We start from the raw sequence: 14,509 nt of genomic DNA, 5'->3' as shown, positions 1-14,509 counted from the left end.
GACTCCAAGGACCATGGAGATCGAATGTGGGAGCTGGCTTGCCTGCGATGGCGGTGCATCAGTTTGCATCTTCGGCACTGACACACCGCTATCGCAGGCAAGCCAGCTCCCACAGGGATTCGGTGGTGCCTGACAGATAGCATTTCACTCATCCACCTGCCGTGCCGCCGGCAAGGTGAACCCCGACACCGAGCGCCGCAACTGACTGGCCATTTTTGCCAGGTTGCCGATGCTCTCGGCAGTGGCCGTGGAGCCCGATGAAGTCTGAGTGGTGATCTGTTGAATCACGTTCATCGTCAGGGAAATCTGCCCTGCCGACGACGTCTGCTGCTGCGCCGCGTTGGAGATACTCTGGATCAACGCCGCCAGGGTTTTCGACACGCCTTCGATCTCTTCCAGCGCCACGCCGGCGTCCTGGGCCAGCCGCGCACCGCGCACCACTTCGGTGGTGGTCTGCTCCATGGAAATCACCGCTTCGTTGGTGTCCGTCTGGATCGCCCGCACCAGGGTTTCGATCTGCCGCGTCGCCGCTGAAGAACGCTCGGCCAGGCGCTGTACTTCATCGGCCACCACCGCAAAACCACGCCCGGCGTCACCGGCCATGCTCGCCTGGATCGCCGCGTTGAGGGCGAGGATGTTGGTCTGCTCGGCGATGTCATCGATCAGGCTGACGATGTCGCCAATCTCCTGGGACGATTCCCCCAGGCGCTTGATGCGCTTGGCGGTGTCCTGAATCTGTTCGCGAATGTTGTCCATACCGTGGATGGTGTTGTGCACCACCTCATTGCCTTTGTTGGCAATCTCTACCGAACGCTCGGCCACTGCCGAGGATTCGGCGGCGTTGGCCGACACCTGGTCGATGGACTGGGCCATCTGGTTGATCGCCGTGGAGGCTTCGGCAATCTGCTGCGCCTGATGCTCCGACGCTTGGGCCAGGTGCATCGCGGTGGCCTGGGTGTCCTGCACCGCGCCAGCCACCTGGCCGGCGGTAAGGTTGATCGTGGCCACCAGGTCGCGCAGTTGGTCCACGGAATAGTTGATGGAGTCGGCGATGGTGCCGGTGAAGTCTTCGGTGACCGAGGCGGTGACGGTCAGGTCACCGTCGGCCAGGTCTTCAATCTCGTCCAGCAGGCGCATGATCGCGTTCTGGTTGCGCTCGTTCTTCTCGGCGGTCTCCCGCAACTGGCGGTTGGTCTCGCGGACCATCACCAGGCCGATCAGGATGATCGAGGCCAGCGCCAGTAAGCCCAGCACGTAGCCGCCGATGGTGTCGAAAGTGCGCCCGTCCGCCAGGTTTTCAAAACCGGTGGCCAGGTGCGAGGCTTCGTCCAGCAGGGTTTGCGACAGGTTGAAAATATTGCTCGCCGAGGCGCGCACCTGGAACAGCTGCGGCGAAGTCTCGAGGATTTCATCCACGGAGCCGGAGACGAATTCGAATAGCTCGGAAATCTCCGCCAGCCGGGCGCGGGCGTCGTGATCTTCAACCTGTGTAATACGCAGCCCGGGATTGCCGTTGAGCATGCCGCTGAGCACCACGCCAAAACGGTTGGCATCGCGGCCAAAGGCATCGGCGGCCTGCACGGCGGTTTCGTCGCCCGCCAGCACGGTGTTCACTGCGCCGAGGATGCGTTCGGCCAGCAACGATTGGCGCTGGGCCAACGCCACCTGGCTGGCCGGAGCACCGCGCTGCAGGAGGATGTCGACGACCTTTTCCGACTCCATCTGCAATTGCGGAACGGTTTCCGCCAGGGTCGCGGCCACTTGATGCAGTGACAGCACCGTTTGCTCGCTGGCCAGAATCGCATCGGCGTTTTTCAGCAGCGCTTCCCAGTCGGTCTGCACAGCGCGCATTTCTGCACGCACGGCGGTGGGTGCAGCGGGCAGGCCGGTGGCGGGGTCACCTTTTTTCAGGTAACCCCAGCGCTGGGCAAAATCGTTGCGTGCATCCCCCAGCAGCTTGAACGCAGCAGCCTTGCCGGCGGCGGCCTCGGTGGCGTTCTTGGCGATGCGCTGGGACAGCACCCGCAGCTCACCGGCGTGACCGATGTACTGTTTGTCGTAGGTGGACTGGGTATTGAGGTACGCGAAGTTGGCGAACAGCAGCATGATGAACACGATCAGCGCGATAAACAGCACGATGATCTGCGAGCGGCTGCGGGACGCTTCCTGGGGTTTGGCGGGGGTAACGGTACTCATGCGGCAACATCCATGAAGCCTGGAGCCTGGGCCAGGGCGAAGGGGCTGAAGACCTGCCACAGCTGGTCGCCGTCGAACTGGCCCTGGATAAACGGCGTGTCGCCTGCGGTGCTCGTCGACAATGCGTCTTGTGCGAAATGCTGCATGCCCACCACCTCGTCCACCAACAGGCCGACAAACACGTCCTGATATTCCACCACCAGCACCCGCCGCTGTTTGCGCGCCACCGACAGGTCAAGGCCGAGGAACCCGCCCAAATCCATCACCGGCAGCAAGCGCCCCCGCAGGTTGGCCACGCCCTTGACCCACAGCTTGACCCCCGGCATCAAGGTGCAGCGCGGTTCGTGCAGCACTTCTGCGACCTCACCCATGGGCGCCACGTACCAGTGCTCACCCAGGCGAAACCCGATCCCGCTCCAGCTGTACAGCCGGGTTTCCTGGGACGGCAGGTCGGCGGCCAGCAAGCGGCAGCGGCGGTCGATGTCCAGCAGCAGCTCGAAGGCGGTTTGCGACTCGGTCATGGGAACGTGCCGTCAGCCGGCCAGCACCTTGTTCAGGGTGGCGATCAGGGTTTCTTCGTCCACCGGCTTGGTCAGGTAATCCTTGGCGCCCTGGCGCTCGCCCCAGATCTTGTCGGTTTCCTGATCCTTGGTGGTGATGATGATCACCGGGATGTGCCCGGTTTCAGGGTCTTTGGTCAGCTGCCGGGTGGCCTGGAAGCCATTGAGGCCCGGCATGACGATATCCATCAATACCGCGTCAGGCTTTTCCTGGCGGGCCAGCGCGACGCCGTCGCCGCCGTTCTGGGCCTTGAGGACTTCGTGACCATGCTTTTCGAGCATTTCAGTCAGTTTGTACATTTCAGTCGGCGAGTCGTCGACGATCAGAACACGTGCCATGGTTATCCCCACTTCTATAGTAGACGCCAGCCCTCGTGGGGCCCTCGTCAGTGTGCTTGTTCTACTGCGGCGAAGCCCGGTACATAGGCCTTGATCGCGCTCAGCAGTTCTTCCTTGCTGAAAGGCTTGGTCAAAAACTGATCAGAGCCGACGATGCGCCCCTTGGCTTTGTCGAACAGACCATCCTTGGAAGACAACATGATCACCGGGATCGACTTGAACGCCGGGTTGTTCTTCACCAACGCGCAGGTCTGATAGCCATCCAGGCGCGGCATCATGATGTCGACAAAGATAATGTGCGGGTGATGGTCAACAATCTTGGCCAGGGCATCGAAACCGTCGATGGCCGTGATGACGTCGCACCCTACGTTCTTCAACAGTGTTTCGGCCGTGCGGCGAATCGTTTTCGAATCGTCGATCACCATCACTTTCAAGGCGTTGGAATGCTGTTCCATATCTGCTCTACCATCGCCACAGCGAATAGGTTTTCGGTGTGTACTGCCTGATGTTGCACAGGACGAGCGTCAAAAGCCTCGGAATTCAAGGGCTGATGTGCCATGGCAGCCTTTTTAGCACAGTCTCAGAACGCAATCTATCGGCCGACCCGCGCGGTGGTTTTTCCTTGACCCACAACAGCCGCAGCGCCACTCTGACGCCACTTTTATGCGCCCTTATTTGCTAGAGGAAATCCCCCATGAGCGTTCGCGTCGGCATTGTCATGGACCCTATCGCCAGCATCTCCTATAAAAAGGATAGCTCGCTGGCCATGCTGCTGGCCGCCCAGGCCCGCGGCTGGAGCCTGTTCTATATGGAGCAGCCGGACCTTTACCAGGGCGACGGTGAAGCGCGGGCGCGGATGCGCCCGCTGCAGGTGTTTGCCAACCCTGAGAAGTGGTTCGAACTGCAAGACGAAATCGACAGCCCCCTGAGCGACCTCGACGTGATCCTGATGCGCAAGGATCCGCCGTTCGACATGGAGTTCGTCTACTCCACCTACCTGCTGGAGCAGGCCGAGCGCGCGGGCGTGCTGATCGTCAACAAGCCCCAGAGCCTGCGCGACTGCAATGAAAAGCTGTTCGCCACCTTGTTCCCACAGTGCACACCGCCCACCGTGGTCAGCCGCCGCGCCGATGTGCTGCGTGAATTCGCCGCCAAGCACGGTGATGTGATCCTCAAGCCGCTGGACGGCATGGGCGGCACGTCGATCTTCCGCCATCGTGCGGGCGACCCGAACCTGTCGGTGATCCTGGAAACCCTGACCGCGCTGGGCACCCAGCAGATCATGGGCCAGGCCTATATTCCGGCAATCAAGGACGGCGACAAGCGCATCCTGATGATCGATGGCGAGCCGGTGCCTTATTGCCTGGCACGCATTCCGGCAGCCGGCGAGACCCGTGGCAACCTGGCAGCCGGCGGCCGGGGTGAAGCCCGCCCGCTGACGGACAAGGATCGCTGGATTGCCGCCCAAGTCGGCCCAACCCTGCGCGAAAAGGGCCTACTGTTTGTAGGACTGGACGTAATTGGCGAGAACCTCACCGAAATCAACGTCACCAGTCCGACCTGTATTCGCGAGATCGACAATGCATTTGGCACGAACATCGGCGAAATGCTGATGGCGGCCATTGCCTCCAAGCTACAAGCCAAGTGACATAGAACAGCCGGACACAAACCAACATTGCGTTATCATGCGCCACCTGTGAAACGCGCGATGTTGGTTTTCTTGTCATGACGCTCCCGCCCGATCTGCCCCCCGAACTCTCCCACAGCGGCGTGCGCCCGGCTGATCGGCTCGGATTTACCCTGTTTCTCGCGGCGTTGATTCACCTGGCGTTGATCCTCGGCCTGGGCTTCACCTTTGCCGAACCCAAGCAGATCACCAAGACCCTGGAAATCACCCTCGCCACCTTCAAAAGCGAAAAGAAGCCCGAGAAGGCTGATTTTCTCGCCCAGGACAACCAGCAAGGCAGCGGCACCCTCGACAAGAAGGCCGTGCCCAAGACCACCGAAGTGGCGCCGTTCCAGGACAACAAGGTCAATAAGGTCACGCCACCGCCAGCGCCCAAGTCGGAGGTGAAACAGGCTGCACCCAAGGCCGCTGTCACTACCGTCGCGCCCAAACCGCAAAAAGCGCCCACTCAACGGGAAAAGGCCAAGACCGAACCCACGCCTGCCCCGCCGGCCCCGACGTTTGATAGCTCGCAACTCTCCAGTGAAATTTCCAGCCTGGAAGCCGAACTGGCCCACGAACAACAGCTGTACGCCAAGCGCCCGCGGATCTACCGCCTGAATGCTGCCTCCACCATGCGCGACAAAGGCGCCTGGTATAAGGACGAGTGGCGCAAGAAGGTCGAGCGCATCGGCAACCTGAACTACCCGGACGAAGCCCGCCGCCAGCAGATCTACGGCAATTTGCGACTGCTGGTGTCGATCAACCGCGACGGCACCTTGTACGAAGTGCAGGTGCTGGAGTCCTCCGGCCAACCGCTGCTGGACCAGGCGGCGCAACGCATCGTGCGCCTGGCGGCGCCTTTTGCGCCGTTTACCGGGGACTTGAACGACATCGACCGTCTGGAAATCATTCGCACCTGGCGCTTTGCCAAAGGTGATCGGCTGTCGAGCAATTGACGCTGACGGTGATTTCCTGCGCATCCTCAGCTTGTCAGTTCGCCCCTCCAACGCCACACTAGCGGACATGAAAAATGTCAGCCCGACCTACCTCAAGCACCAATTCCTGATCGCCATGCCCCATATGGCCGACCCGAACTTTGCGCAGACCTTGACCTACATCGTCGAGCACACCGCCAATGGTGCGATGGGGTTGGTGGTCAACCGCCCGCAAGACCTGAACCTGGCCGATATCCTTGAGCAATTGCGCCCGGACATCGACCCACCCGCCAGCTGCCAGCACGTACCGATCTACATCGGCGGGCCAGTGCAGACTGACCGGGGTTTTGTGCTGCACCCCACCGGGCCGAAATTCCAGGCGACCGTGGACCTTGAAGGGCTGTCGCTTTCCACTTCCCAGGATGTGTTGTTCGCCATCGCCGATGGCATCGGGCCTGATCAAAGCGTGATCACCCTGGGCTACGCCGGTTGGGAAGCCGGGCAACTGGAGGCCGAGCTGGCGAGCAATGCCTGGCTGACCTGCCCGTTTGATGCCGACATCCTGTTCAACACCCCCAGCGAACTGCGCCTGGAAGCGGCGGCCGCCAAGCTGCGGATCAACCTCAGCCTGCTGACCAGCCAGGCGGGGCACGCCTGATGGCCTTGCGTCTGATCCTCGGTTTTGACTACGGCACCAAACAGATCGGCGTTGCCGTCGGCCAGGTCATTACCGGCCAGGCCCGCGAGCTGTGCACCTTGAAAGCCCAGAACGGCGTGCCGGACTGGAACCAGGTCGAAGCCCTGATCAAGGAGTGGAAGCCCGATGCCGTCGTGGTCGGCCTGCCCTTGAACATGGACGGCACCCCGAGCGAGATGTGCCTGCGAGCCGAAAAATTCGCCCGACGCCTGAATGGCCGCTACAACCTGCCCTTCTATACCCACGACGAACGCCTGACCACGTTCGAAGCCAAGGGCGAGCGCCGCGATCGTGGCGGGCAGAAAGGCAGCTACCGCGACAACCCGGTGGATGCCATCGCCGCGGCCTTGCTGTTGCAGGGCTGGCTGGATGAAAACACCGCTTTATTTGAATCCTGACTGACGCGGCTTGCCGCGTCTTCTTACGTTTGAGCCCGGACCTTGCAGGCAACCCCCGCCGCGCAAGGCCTTGAAGGAGCCACCATGAGCCTGCCCAATCCCGCCGACCTGATCAGCCAGATGGCGATCCGCCTCAAGGCGCACCTGGAACACCGCGCCATCAGCGAGCCGCGTTTTATCGGCATTCGTACCGGTGGCGTGTGGGTGGCCCAGGCGCTCTTGGAAGAACTGGGCAGCGACTCGCCCCTCGGCACCCTGGACGTGTCCTTCTACCGCGACGACTTCAGCCAGAACGGCCTGCACCCGCAAGTGCGTCCTTCGGCCTTGCCGTTCGAGATCGAAGGCCAGCACCTGGTGCTGATCGATGACGTCCTGATGAGCGGTCGCACCATCCGCGCCGCCATGAACGAGCTGTTCGACTACGGCCGCCCGGCCAGCGTGACGCTGGTCTGCCTGCTGGACCTGGATGCCGGTGAATTGCCGATCAGCCCGGACGTGGTCGGTGCCACCCTGTCCCTGGAAGCCCACCAGCGGGTAAAATTGTCCGGTCCCACGCCGCTCGAACTCGAACTGCAAGACCTTGCCCTTTAAACCGCCTTGTAAAGAGTCCCCGCGATGACGCCTCTAGATGCCAAGCGCCCGCTGCAGCTCAATGCTCAGGGCCAGCTGCAACACTTCCTGTCCCTCGACGGCTTGCCCCGCGAACTGCTCACCGAAATCCTCGACACGGCCGACTCGTTCCTCGAAGTCGGCGGTCGGGCGGTGAAAAAAGTCCCGCTGTTACGCGGCAAGACCATCTGCAACGTGTTCTTCGAGAACTCGACCCGCACCCGCACCACCTTTGAGCTGGCGGCCCAGCGCCTGTCGGCCGACGTGATCACCCTGAACGTGTCCACCTCGTCGGCGAGCAAGGGCGAAACCCTGCTCGACACCCTGCGCAACCTGGAAGCCATGGCCGCCGACATGTTCGTGGTGCGCCACGGCGACTCCGGTGCTGCGCACTTCATCGCCGAGCACGTGTGCCCGAACGTGGCGATCATCAACGGCGGCGACGGCCGTCACGCCCACCCGACCCAAGGCATGCTCGACATGCTGACCATCCGCCGGCACAAGGGCAGCTTTGAAAACCTCTCGGTGGCCATCGTCGGCGACATCCTGCACTCGCGGGTAGCGCGCTCGAACATGCTGGCCCTGAAAGCCCTCGGTTGCCCGGACATCCGCGTGATCGCCCCCAAAACCCTGCTGCCGATCGGCATCGAGCAGTACGGCGTGAAGGTCTACACCGACATGACCGAAGGCCTCAAGGATGTGGACGTGGTGATCATGCTGCGCCTGCAGCGCGAGCGCATGGCGGGAGGCCTGTTGCCGAGCGAAGGCGAGTTCTATCGCCTGTTCGGCCTGACCACCGCGCGCCTGGCCGGCGCCAAGCCGGATGCCATCGTGATGCACCCGGGGCCGATCAACCGAGGGGTGGAGATTGAGTCGGCAGTGGCCGACGGCGCGCAGTCGGTGATTCTTAACCAGGTGACCTACGGCATCGCCGTCCGCATGGCCGTGTTGTCCATGGCCATGAGCGGGCAAACCGCACAACGTCAATTCGAGCAGGAGAACGCCCAGTGAAGCTCAGCATTCTCGGCGCCCGAGTCATCGATCCGGCCAGCGGCATGGATCAAGTCACCGATCTGCACCTGGAAGCCGGCAAGATCATTGCCATCGGCACCGCGCCCGCAGGCTTCAGCGCCAGTGAAACCATCGACGCCAAAGGCCTGATCGCCGCGCCCGGCCTGGTGGACCTGAACGTCGCCCTGCGCGAGCCGGGTTACAGCCGCAAGGGCAACATCACCAGCGAAACCCGTGCCGCCGCCGCCGGTGGCGTCACCAGCCTGTGCTGCCCGCCCCACACCAAGCCGGTGCTGGACACCTCGGCCGTGACCGAGCTGATCCTCGACCGCGCCCGCGAAGCCGGTAACTGCAAAGTGTTCCCCATCGGCGCCCTGAGCAAAGGCCTGGACGGCGAACAGCTGGCCGAGCTGATCGCCTTGCGCGATGCCGGCTGTGTAGCCTTTGGCAATGGTCTGGAGAGCTTTCGCAGCACCCGCACCCTGTGCCGCGCCCTGGAATATGCAGCGACCTTCGACCTGACGGTGATTTTCCACTCCCAGGACCGCGACCTGGCCGAAGGCGGCCTGGCCCACGAAGGCGCCACCGCCAGCTTCCTCGGCCTGCCGGGCATCCCGGAAACCGCCGAGACCGTGGCCCTGGCCCGGGACCTGCTGCTGGTGGAGCAAAGCGGCGTGCGTGCGCACTTCAGCCAGTTGACCAGCGCTCGGGGCGTGGCCCTGATCGCTCAGGCCCAAGCCCGCGGTTTGCCGGTGACGGCGGATGTGGCGTTGTATCAGCTGATTTTGACGGACGAGGCGCTGATCGACTTCTCCAGCCTGTATCACGTGCAGCCACCCCTGCGTACTCGCGCTGACCGTGACGGTTTGCGGGCGGCGGTGAAGTCCGGGGTGGTTTCGGCGATTTCCAGCCATCACCAACCCCACGAGCGTGACGCCAAGCTGGCGCCGTTCGGCGCGACGGAACCGGGTATCAGCAGCGTCGAGCTGTTGCTGCCGCTGGCAATGACATTGGTGGAGGATGGCTTGCTGGACCTGCCGACGCTGCTGGCGCGCCTCAGTGCAGGCCCTGCCGAGGCCCTGCGCCTGCCGGCGGGCAAGTTGGCAGTGGGTTCGGCGGCGGACCTGGTGCTGTTTGATCCGGCCAGCTCCACGATTGCCGGGGAGCACTGGCTGTCCAAGGGTGAGAACTGCCCGTTCATCGGCCATAGCCTGCCGGCGACCGTGCGGTACACCTTGGTGGATGGGCGGATCAGCTACCAGGCCTGAAAACCGATCCAGAGTGGGCACAGTCAGTGTGGGAGCTGGCTTGCCTGCGATGCGGGCACCTCGGTGTATCTGATGCACCGAGGCGATGCTATCGCGGGCAAGCCCGGCTCCCACATTGGCCGTGCCCACATGGGATTTGTGTGAGGCTTAACGACCGCCGTTGCGCTCGGCATTGCGGATCGAAATCTGGGTATTCAACGTCCAGAAGTCATACAACACGCCGATCAGGAACAAGCCCCCAGTCAGCAAGTAAATGATCCCGCTGATCCATTTGCCCTGATACATGCGGTGCAACCCGAACACGCCCAGGAACGCCAACAGGATCCAGGCCACGTTGTATTCAATCGGCCCGGCCGTAAATCGCAGGTCCGCTTCCCGGTCCATTGCCGGAATCAGGAACAAGTCGATCAGCCAGCCAATCCCGAACAAACCGAAGGTGAAAAACCAGATCGTCCCGGTCACCGGCTTGCCGTAATAAAAGCGGTGAGCACCGGTAAAACCGAAAATCCAGAGCAGGTAACCGATCACCTTGCTGTGGGTGTCTTGTTGCGAAACATCCTGTCGATAGGTGTTCATGGAGTACCTCTTTTGCCTCGATAGATAAATTTTTTCATTTTCTTTGTGACTTTTTTACGGGCGCCCGACGCACGGCAAATGGTATCTTCCTTCCCGCAAAGCCTTATGCCACCTGACCTGAGTAGGACAATAGCGGCAATTCGTCGCGTTTTTCCTGAATTTGACCCCAGGGTTCAGTCGACAAACGGCCTTAGAACGACACAAAAAGCTGTTATAAAGTTGCGCGCAAACCAAAAAGAGCCACGCCTAATGCGACCATTTTTCAAGACATGGCTAACCATCTGCCTATTAATGCCACTGGCCGCCCACGCCACCAATCGTGAGCAACGACTTCCCAACGTTAACGGTTTCACCCCTAAAGTTCACGCTACCACCAGCTCCGCCAAATCGGTGAAGCTGACCGTGAAACGCCCGACTCAACTGAGCAAGGCCCATGGTAAAACAGCACCAGGGCTGATGGCCGTCAACACCAAGCAAAGCAGCAACGTCCTCAGCCGCGCCGTCAACGTGCTCGGTACCCCTTATCGTTGGGGCGGCAGCAGCCCAAGTAAAGGGTTCGACTGCAGTGGTTTGGTGAAATATGCGTTTAACGACGTAAAAGCCGTGGATTTGCCGCGCACTTCAAACGCCATGGCCGCCGGCCACGGGCTGAAAGTTGAGCGCAAGGACTTGAAACCGGGTGACCTGCTGTTCTTCAAACTGAAGAGCCGCCAGGTCAACCACGTTGCCATTTACCTGGGCAACGACCGTTTCATCCACGCACCGCGTCGTGGCAAGTCCGTGAGCATCGATACGCTGAAGAAGCCGTTCTGGGACAAGAACTACGTGATTGCCAAGCGTGTCCTGCCTAAAGAGCAGAACAATCTGCGGATTGTGCAGCGCTGATACCCGGCCGACTTGGGAGCGGGCTTGTGTGGGAGCGGGCTTGCTCGCGAATGCGGAGTGTCAGTCGATACATGCTTGACTGATACACCGCATTCGCGAGCAAGCCCGCTCCCACATTAGTTTTTCATCGCCCACGCGACCTCAAATATCCCCAGGCACCCTCGCCTTCTCCCGCGCATGTTCCCGGCTGATCAGCCCCTGGCTGACCAACGCCTTCAAGCTCATGTCAAGCGTCGTCATCCCCAGCGCCCCACCGGTCTGGATCGCCGAATACATCTGCGCCACCTTGTCCTCGCGGATCAGGTTACGGATCGCCGGTGTACCCAGCATGATTTCATGCACCGCCACCCGCCCGCCGCCGACTTTCTTCACCAGCACCTGAGACACCACCGCCTGCAATGACTCCGAGAGCATCGAGCGGACCATGGCCTTTTCCCCTGCCGGAAACACATCCACCACCCGATCCACGCTTTTAGCCGCCGACGTGGTGTGTAACGTGCCGAACACCAGGTGCCCGGTTTCCGCCGCCGTCAACGCGAGCCGAATGGTTTCCAGATCCCGCAATTCGCCCACCAGGATCACATCCGGGTCCTCCCGCAATGCCGAACGCAGGGCGGCCGAGAAGCTATGGGTGTCGCGATGCACTTGCCGCTGGTTGACCAGGGCGTTTTTCGGTTGATGGATGAACTCGATCGGGTCTTCGAGGGTGAGGATGTGCTGGCGACGATGGGTGTTGAGGTAATCGATCATCGCCGCCAGGGTGGTGGACTTGCCAGAACCGGTCGGCCCGGTGACCAGTACCAGCCCCCGAGGCAGGTCCGCGATGCGCCGGAACACCTCGCCCAACCCGAGGCTTTCCAAACTCTGCACCGTTGAGGGAATGGTACGAAACACGGCGCCCATGCCCCGGTGCTGCTGGAACACATTCACCCGAAACCGCGCCACCTCGGGTAACTCGAAGGCAAAATCCGTTTCAAGAGATGTTTCGAAATCCTTTTGCTGATGATTGTTCAGCAAGGGGCTGAGTAACTCCGCGATTTGCGTAGGTTCAAGCACCGGCCAGTCCAGAGGCCAGACTTCGCCATCAACTCGCAACATTGGCGCCAACCCGGCCGACAAATGCAGGTCCGAGGCCCGCCGGCGTACGCCGGCAGCCAGCAGTTCAGTGATATCCATAGGGCTTTCCATTTCCAGTAGAATGCCGCGGACTCCATATCCACGGGCGCAACTTGAATGTCGACCATAGCAGACAACATAAGCCTGGTTTCCGAGCGGATCCGAGCCGCGGCCCAAGCCTCGCAACGCGACGCAGACAGCGTGCACCTGTTGGCCGTGAGCAAGACCAAACCCGCACAAGCCGTGCGCGAAGCCTATGCCGCCGGGCTGCGTGATTTTGGCGAGAACTATCTGCAGGAAGCCCTGGGCAAACAGGCCGAATTAACCGACCTGCCCTTGAGTTGGCACTTCATCGGCCCCATTCAATCGAACAAGACTCGTGCGATCGCCGAGAACTTCGCTTGGGTGCATTCCGTGGACCGCCTGAAAATCGCACAACGCCTGTCCGAGCAACGCCCGGCTGACCTGCCACCGCTGAACATCTGCATCCAGGTCAACGTCAGTGGCGAAGCCAGCAAGTCCGGCTGTACACCCGCCGACCTGCCCGCCCTGGCCGAAGCCATCAGCGCCCTGCCGCGCCTGAAGCTGCGTGGCTTGATGGCGATCCCCGAGCCAACCGACGACCGTGCAGAGCAGGACGCAGCCTTCGCCACCGTACGCGACCTGCAAGCGAGCCTGAACCTGGGGCTCGATACACTTTCCATGGGCATGAGCCATGACCTTGAGTCGGCCATCGCCCAAGGGGCCACCTGGGTGCGGATCGGTACTGCCCTGTTTGGTGCCCGCGACTACGGCCAGCCGTGAAATGGCTGACTTCCATTTGAATAAGGACCTGTCATGAGCAACACGCGTATTGCCTTTATCGGCGCCGGCAACATGGCGGCCAGCCTGATCGGCGGCCTGCGGGCCAAGGGCCTGGAAGCACAACAGATTCGCGCCAGCGACCCGGGCGCCGATACTCGCGCCCGCGTCAGCGCCGAGCACGGCATCGACACCTTCGCCGACAACGCAGAAGCGATTGAAGGCGTGGACGTGGTGGTGCTGGCGGTTAAGCCACAAGCCATGAAAGCCGTGTGCGAAAGCCTGCGCCCAAGCCTCAAGCCCCATCAACTGGTGGTGTCCATCGCCGCCGGCATCACCTGCGCCAGCATGACCCACTGGCTCGGCGCCCAGCCGATTGTGCGTTGCATGCCCAACACCCCGGCGCTGCTGCGCAAGGGCGTGAGCGGCTTGTACGCCACGTCCGAAGTCACTGCCCAACAGCGTGATCAGGCACAGGAGCTGCTATCCGCCGTGGGTATCGCCGTGTGGCTGGAACACGAGCAGCAACTGGACGCTGTCACCGCCGTGTCCGGCAGCGGCCCGGCGTATTTCTTTCTGCTGATCGAGGCCATGACCGCTGCTGGCGTGAAACTCGGCCTGCCACAGGAAGTCGCCGAGCAATTGGCCGAGCAAACCGCACTGGGCGCCGCGCAGATGGCCGTGACCAGTGATGTCGACGCCTCCGAGCTGCGCCGTCGCGTGACCTCGCCGGGCGGTACAACCCAAGCGGCAATCGAATCGTTCCAGGCCGGGGGCTTTGAAGCCCTGGTGGAAAAAGCACTGGGTGCCGCAGCACATCGTTCGGCCGAAATGGCCGAGCAGCTGGGCAAATAGTCGTCCCCCACATAGGAATTAAACATGCTCGGAATCAATGACGCTGCCATTTTCATCATCCAGACCCTGGGCAGCCTGTACCTGCTGATCGTGCTGATGCGTTTTATCCTGCAACTGGTGCGGGCGAACTTCTACAACCCGCTGTGCCAGTTCGTGGTGAAGGCCACGCAACCGCTGCTCAAGCCACTGCGCCGGGTAATCCCGAGCATGTTCGGCCTGGACATGTCCTCGCTGGTGCTGGCGCTGCTGCTGCAGATCCTGCTGTTCGCGGTCATCCTGCTGCTCAACGGCTACCAGGCCACCACGCTGCTGTTGCTGCCGTGGGCATTGATCGGGATTTTCTCGCTGTTTTTGAAGATCATTTTCTGGTCAATGATCATCAGCGTGATCCTGTCGTGGGTCGCCCCGGGCAGCCGCAGCCCTGGCGCAGAGTTGGTGGGGCAGATCACTGAACCGGTGCTGGCACCGTTCCGTCGCCTGATACCGAACCTGGGTGGCCTGGATATCTCGCCGATCTTCGCGTTTATCGCCATTCAGCTGCTGCAAAGCTGGGTGATTCCGCGTCTGGCTTTCTATGCATTCATGCCCAAAGAA

17 protein-coding genes are annotated in these 14,509 nt (G+C 61.7%); 11 read left to right on the top strand and 6 right to left on the bottom strand.

Annotated features, from left to right (window positions below):
* Window positions 1-144: 144 nt before the first annotated feature.
* Genes K0H47_RS24090 through pilG form a run of 4 tightly spaced genes read right to left on the bottom strand, consistent with a single transcriptional unit; the run spans window position 145 to window position 3,550 of the window.
* The gene (locus K0H47_RS24090) at window positions 145-2,196 is read right to left on the bottom strand and encodes a methyl-accepting chemotaxis protein (RefSeq protein WP_063026524.1); all 2,052 of its coding nucleotides are present in this window, start codon (window positions 2,194-2,196) and stop codon (window positions 145-147) included.
* Entirely contained in the window at window positions 2,193-2,717 is a 525-nt protein-coding gene (locus K0H47_RS24085; protein WP_219273748.1) for a chemotaxis protein CheW, read from the bottom strand. The genes K0H47_RS24090 and K0H47_RS24085 overlap by 4 nt, the downstream gene beginning before the upstream one ends.
* 12 nt (window positions 2,718-2,729) lie before the next feature.
* Window positions 2,730-3,095, bottom strand: coding sequence for a twitching motility response regulator PilH (pilH, locus tag K0H47_RS24080; RefSeq protein ID WP_017476512.1), 366 nt, complete (start codon window positions 3,093-3,095; stop codon window positions 2,730-2,732).
* Window positions 3,096-3,142: 47 nt separating this feature from the next.
* Window positions 3,143-3,550 carry a twitching motility response regulator PilG gene (pilG, locus tag K0H47_RS24075; protein WP_003213736.1) on the bottom strand — a complete coding sequence of 136 codons (408 nt, stop codon included), beginning with the start codon at window positions 3,548-3,550 and terminating at the stop codon, window positions 3,143-3,145.
* 239 nt (window positions 3,551-3,789) lie between these two features.
* Here pilG and gshB point away from each other — a divergent pair, with 239 nt between their 5' ends.
* The 7 genes from gshB to K0H47_RS24040 all read left to right on the top strand — a co-directional run bounded on the left by gshB (window position 3,790) and on the right by K0H47_RS24040 (window position 9,682).
* Complete coding sequence (gshB, locus tag K0H47_RS24070; RefSeq protein ID WP_010167673.1) at window positions 3,790-4,743, top strand: glutathione synthase; 954 nt, start codon at window positions 3,790-3,792, stop codon at window positions 4,741-4,743.
* 77 nt (window positions 4,744-4,820) lie between these two features.
* Window positions 4,821-5,720 carry an energy transducer TonB gene (locus tag K0H47_RS24065; protein WP_093204085.1) on the top strand — a complete coding sequence of 300 codons (900 nt, stop codon included), beginning with the start codon at window positions 4,821-4,823 and terminating at the stop codon, window positions 5,718-5,720.
* Window positions 5,721-5,787: 67 nt separating this feature from the next.
* Window positions 5,788-6,357 carry a YqgE/AlgH family protein gene (locus K0H47_RS24060; RefSeq protein WP_010167675.1) on the top strand — a complete coding sequence of 190 codons (570 nt, stop codon included), beginning with the start codon at window positions 5,788-5,790 and terminating at the stop codon, window positions 6,355-6,357.
* Window positions 6,357-6,794: a Holliday junction resolvase RuvX gene (gene ruvX / locus K0H47_RS24055; RefSeq protein WP_003213744.1), complete on the top strand. Its 438-nt coding sequence runs from the start codon at window positions 6,357-6,359 to the stop codon at window positions 6,792-6,794. Before K0H47_RS24060 ends, ruvX begins: the two co-directional genes overlap by 1 nt.
* A gap of 84 nt (window positions 6,795-6,878) precedes the next feature.
* Window positions 6,879-7,385, top strand: coding sequence for a bifunctional pyr operon transcriptional regulator/uracil phosphoribosyltransferase PyrR (gene pyrR, locus K0H47_RS24050; protein WP_003213746.1), 507 nt, complete (start codon window positions 6,879-6,881; stop codon window positions 7,383-7,385).
* A gap of 24 nt (window positions 7,386-7,409) precedes the next feature.
* Window positions 7,410-8,414, top strand: a complete 1,005-nt coding sequence (locus K0H47_RS24045) for an aspartate carbamoyltransferase catalytic subunit (RefSeq protein WP_093204081.1) — start codon at window positions 7,410-7,412, stop codon at window positions 8,412-8,414.
* Window positions 8,411-9,682, top strand: a complete 1,272-nt coding sequence (locus K0H47_RS24040; protein WP_219273747.1) for a dihydroorotase — start codon at window positions 8,411-8,413, stop codon at window positions 9,680-9,682. The genes K0H47_RS24045 and K0H47_RS24040 overlap by 4 nt, the downstream gene beginning before the upstream one ends.
* 147 nt (window positions 9,683-9,829) lie before the next feature.
* On the opposite strand, the gene K0H47_RS24035 is transcribed toward K0H47_RS24040, so the two are convergent.
* Entirely contained in the window at window positions 9,830-10,258 is a 429-nt protein-coding gene (locus tag K0H47_RS24035; protein WP_003213752.1) for a TM2 domain-containing protein, read from the bottom strand.
* Between the two features lie 249 nt (window positions 10,259-10,507).
* On the opposite strand from K0H47_RS24035, the gene K0H47_RS24030 reads away from it, so the two are divergent.
* The gene (locus tag K0H47_RS24030) at window positions 10,508-11,143 is read left to right on the top strand and encodes a C40 family peptidase (protein WP_032868331.1); all 636 of its coding nucleotides are present in this window, start codon (window positions 10,508-10,510) and stop codon (window positions 11,141-11,143) included.
* A gap of 141 nt (window positions 11,144-11,284) precedes the next feature.
* On the opposite strand, the gene K0H47_RS24025 is transcribed toward K0H47_RS24030, so the two are convergent.
* Entirely contained in the window at window positions 11,285-12,319 is a 1,035-nt protein-coding gene (locus K0H47_RS24025) for a type IV pilus twitching motility protein PilT (protein WP_063026516.1), read from the bottom strand.
* Window positions 12,320-12,376: 57 nt separating this feature from the next.
* Here K0H47_RS24025 and K0H47_RS24020 point away from each other — a divergent pair, with 57 nt between their 5' ends.
* The 3 genes from K0H47_RS24020 to K0H47_RS24010 form a co-directional block, all read left to right on the top strand.
* A complete protein-coding gene (locus K0H47_RS24020) occupies window positions 12,377-13,063 on the top strand; it encodes a YggS family pyridoxal phosphate-dependent enzyme (RefSeq protein WP_063026515.1) in 687 nt (228 codons plus the stop codon).
* Between the two features lie 33 nt (window positions 13,064-13,096).
* The gene (proC, locus tag K0H47_RS24015) at window positions 13,097-13,915 is read left to right on the top strand and encodes a pyrroline-5-carboxylate reductase (RefSeq protein ID WP_093204066.1); all 819 of its coding nucleotides are present in this window, start codon (window positions 13,097-13,099) and stop codon (window positions 13,913-13,915) included.
* 24 nt (window positions 13,916-13,939) lie between these two features.
* The coding region (locus K0H47_RS24010; RefSeq protein WP_219273746.1) for a YggT family protein at window positions 13,940-14,509 on the top strand (570 nt) is incomplete at its 3' end.

Source organism: Pseudomonas sp. Xaverov 83, from assembly GCF_019352905.1.
Taxonomy (GTDB): domain Bacteria; phylum Pseudomonadota; class Gammaproteobacteria; order Pseudomonadales; family Pseudomonadaceae; genus Aquipseudomonas; species Aquipseudomonas yamanorum.
This window is presented reverse-complemented; position numbering and strand designations above follow the sequence as displayed.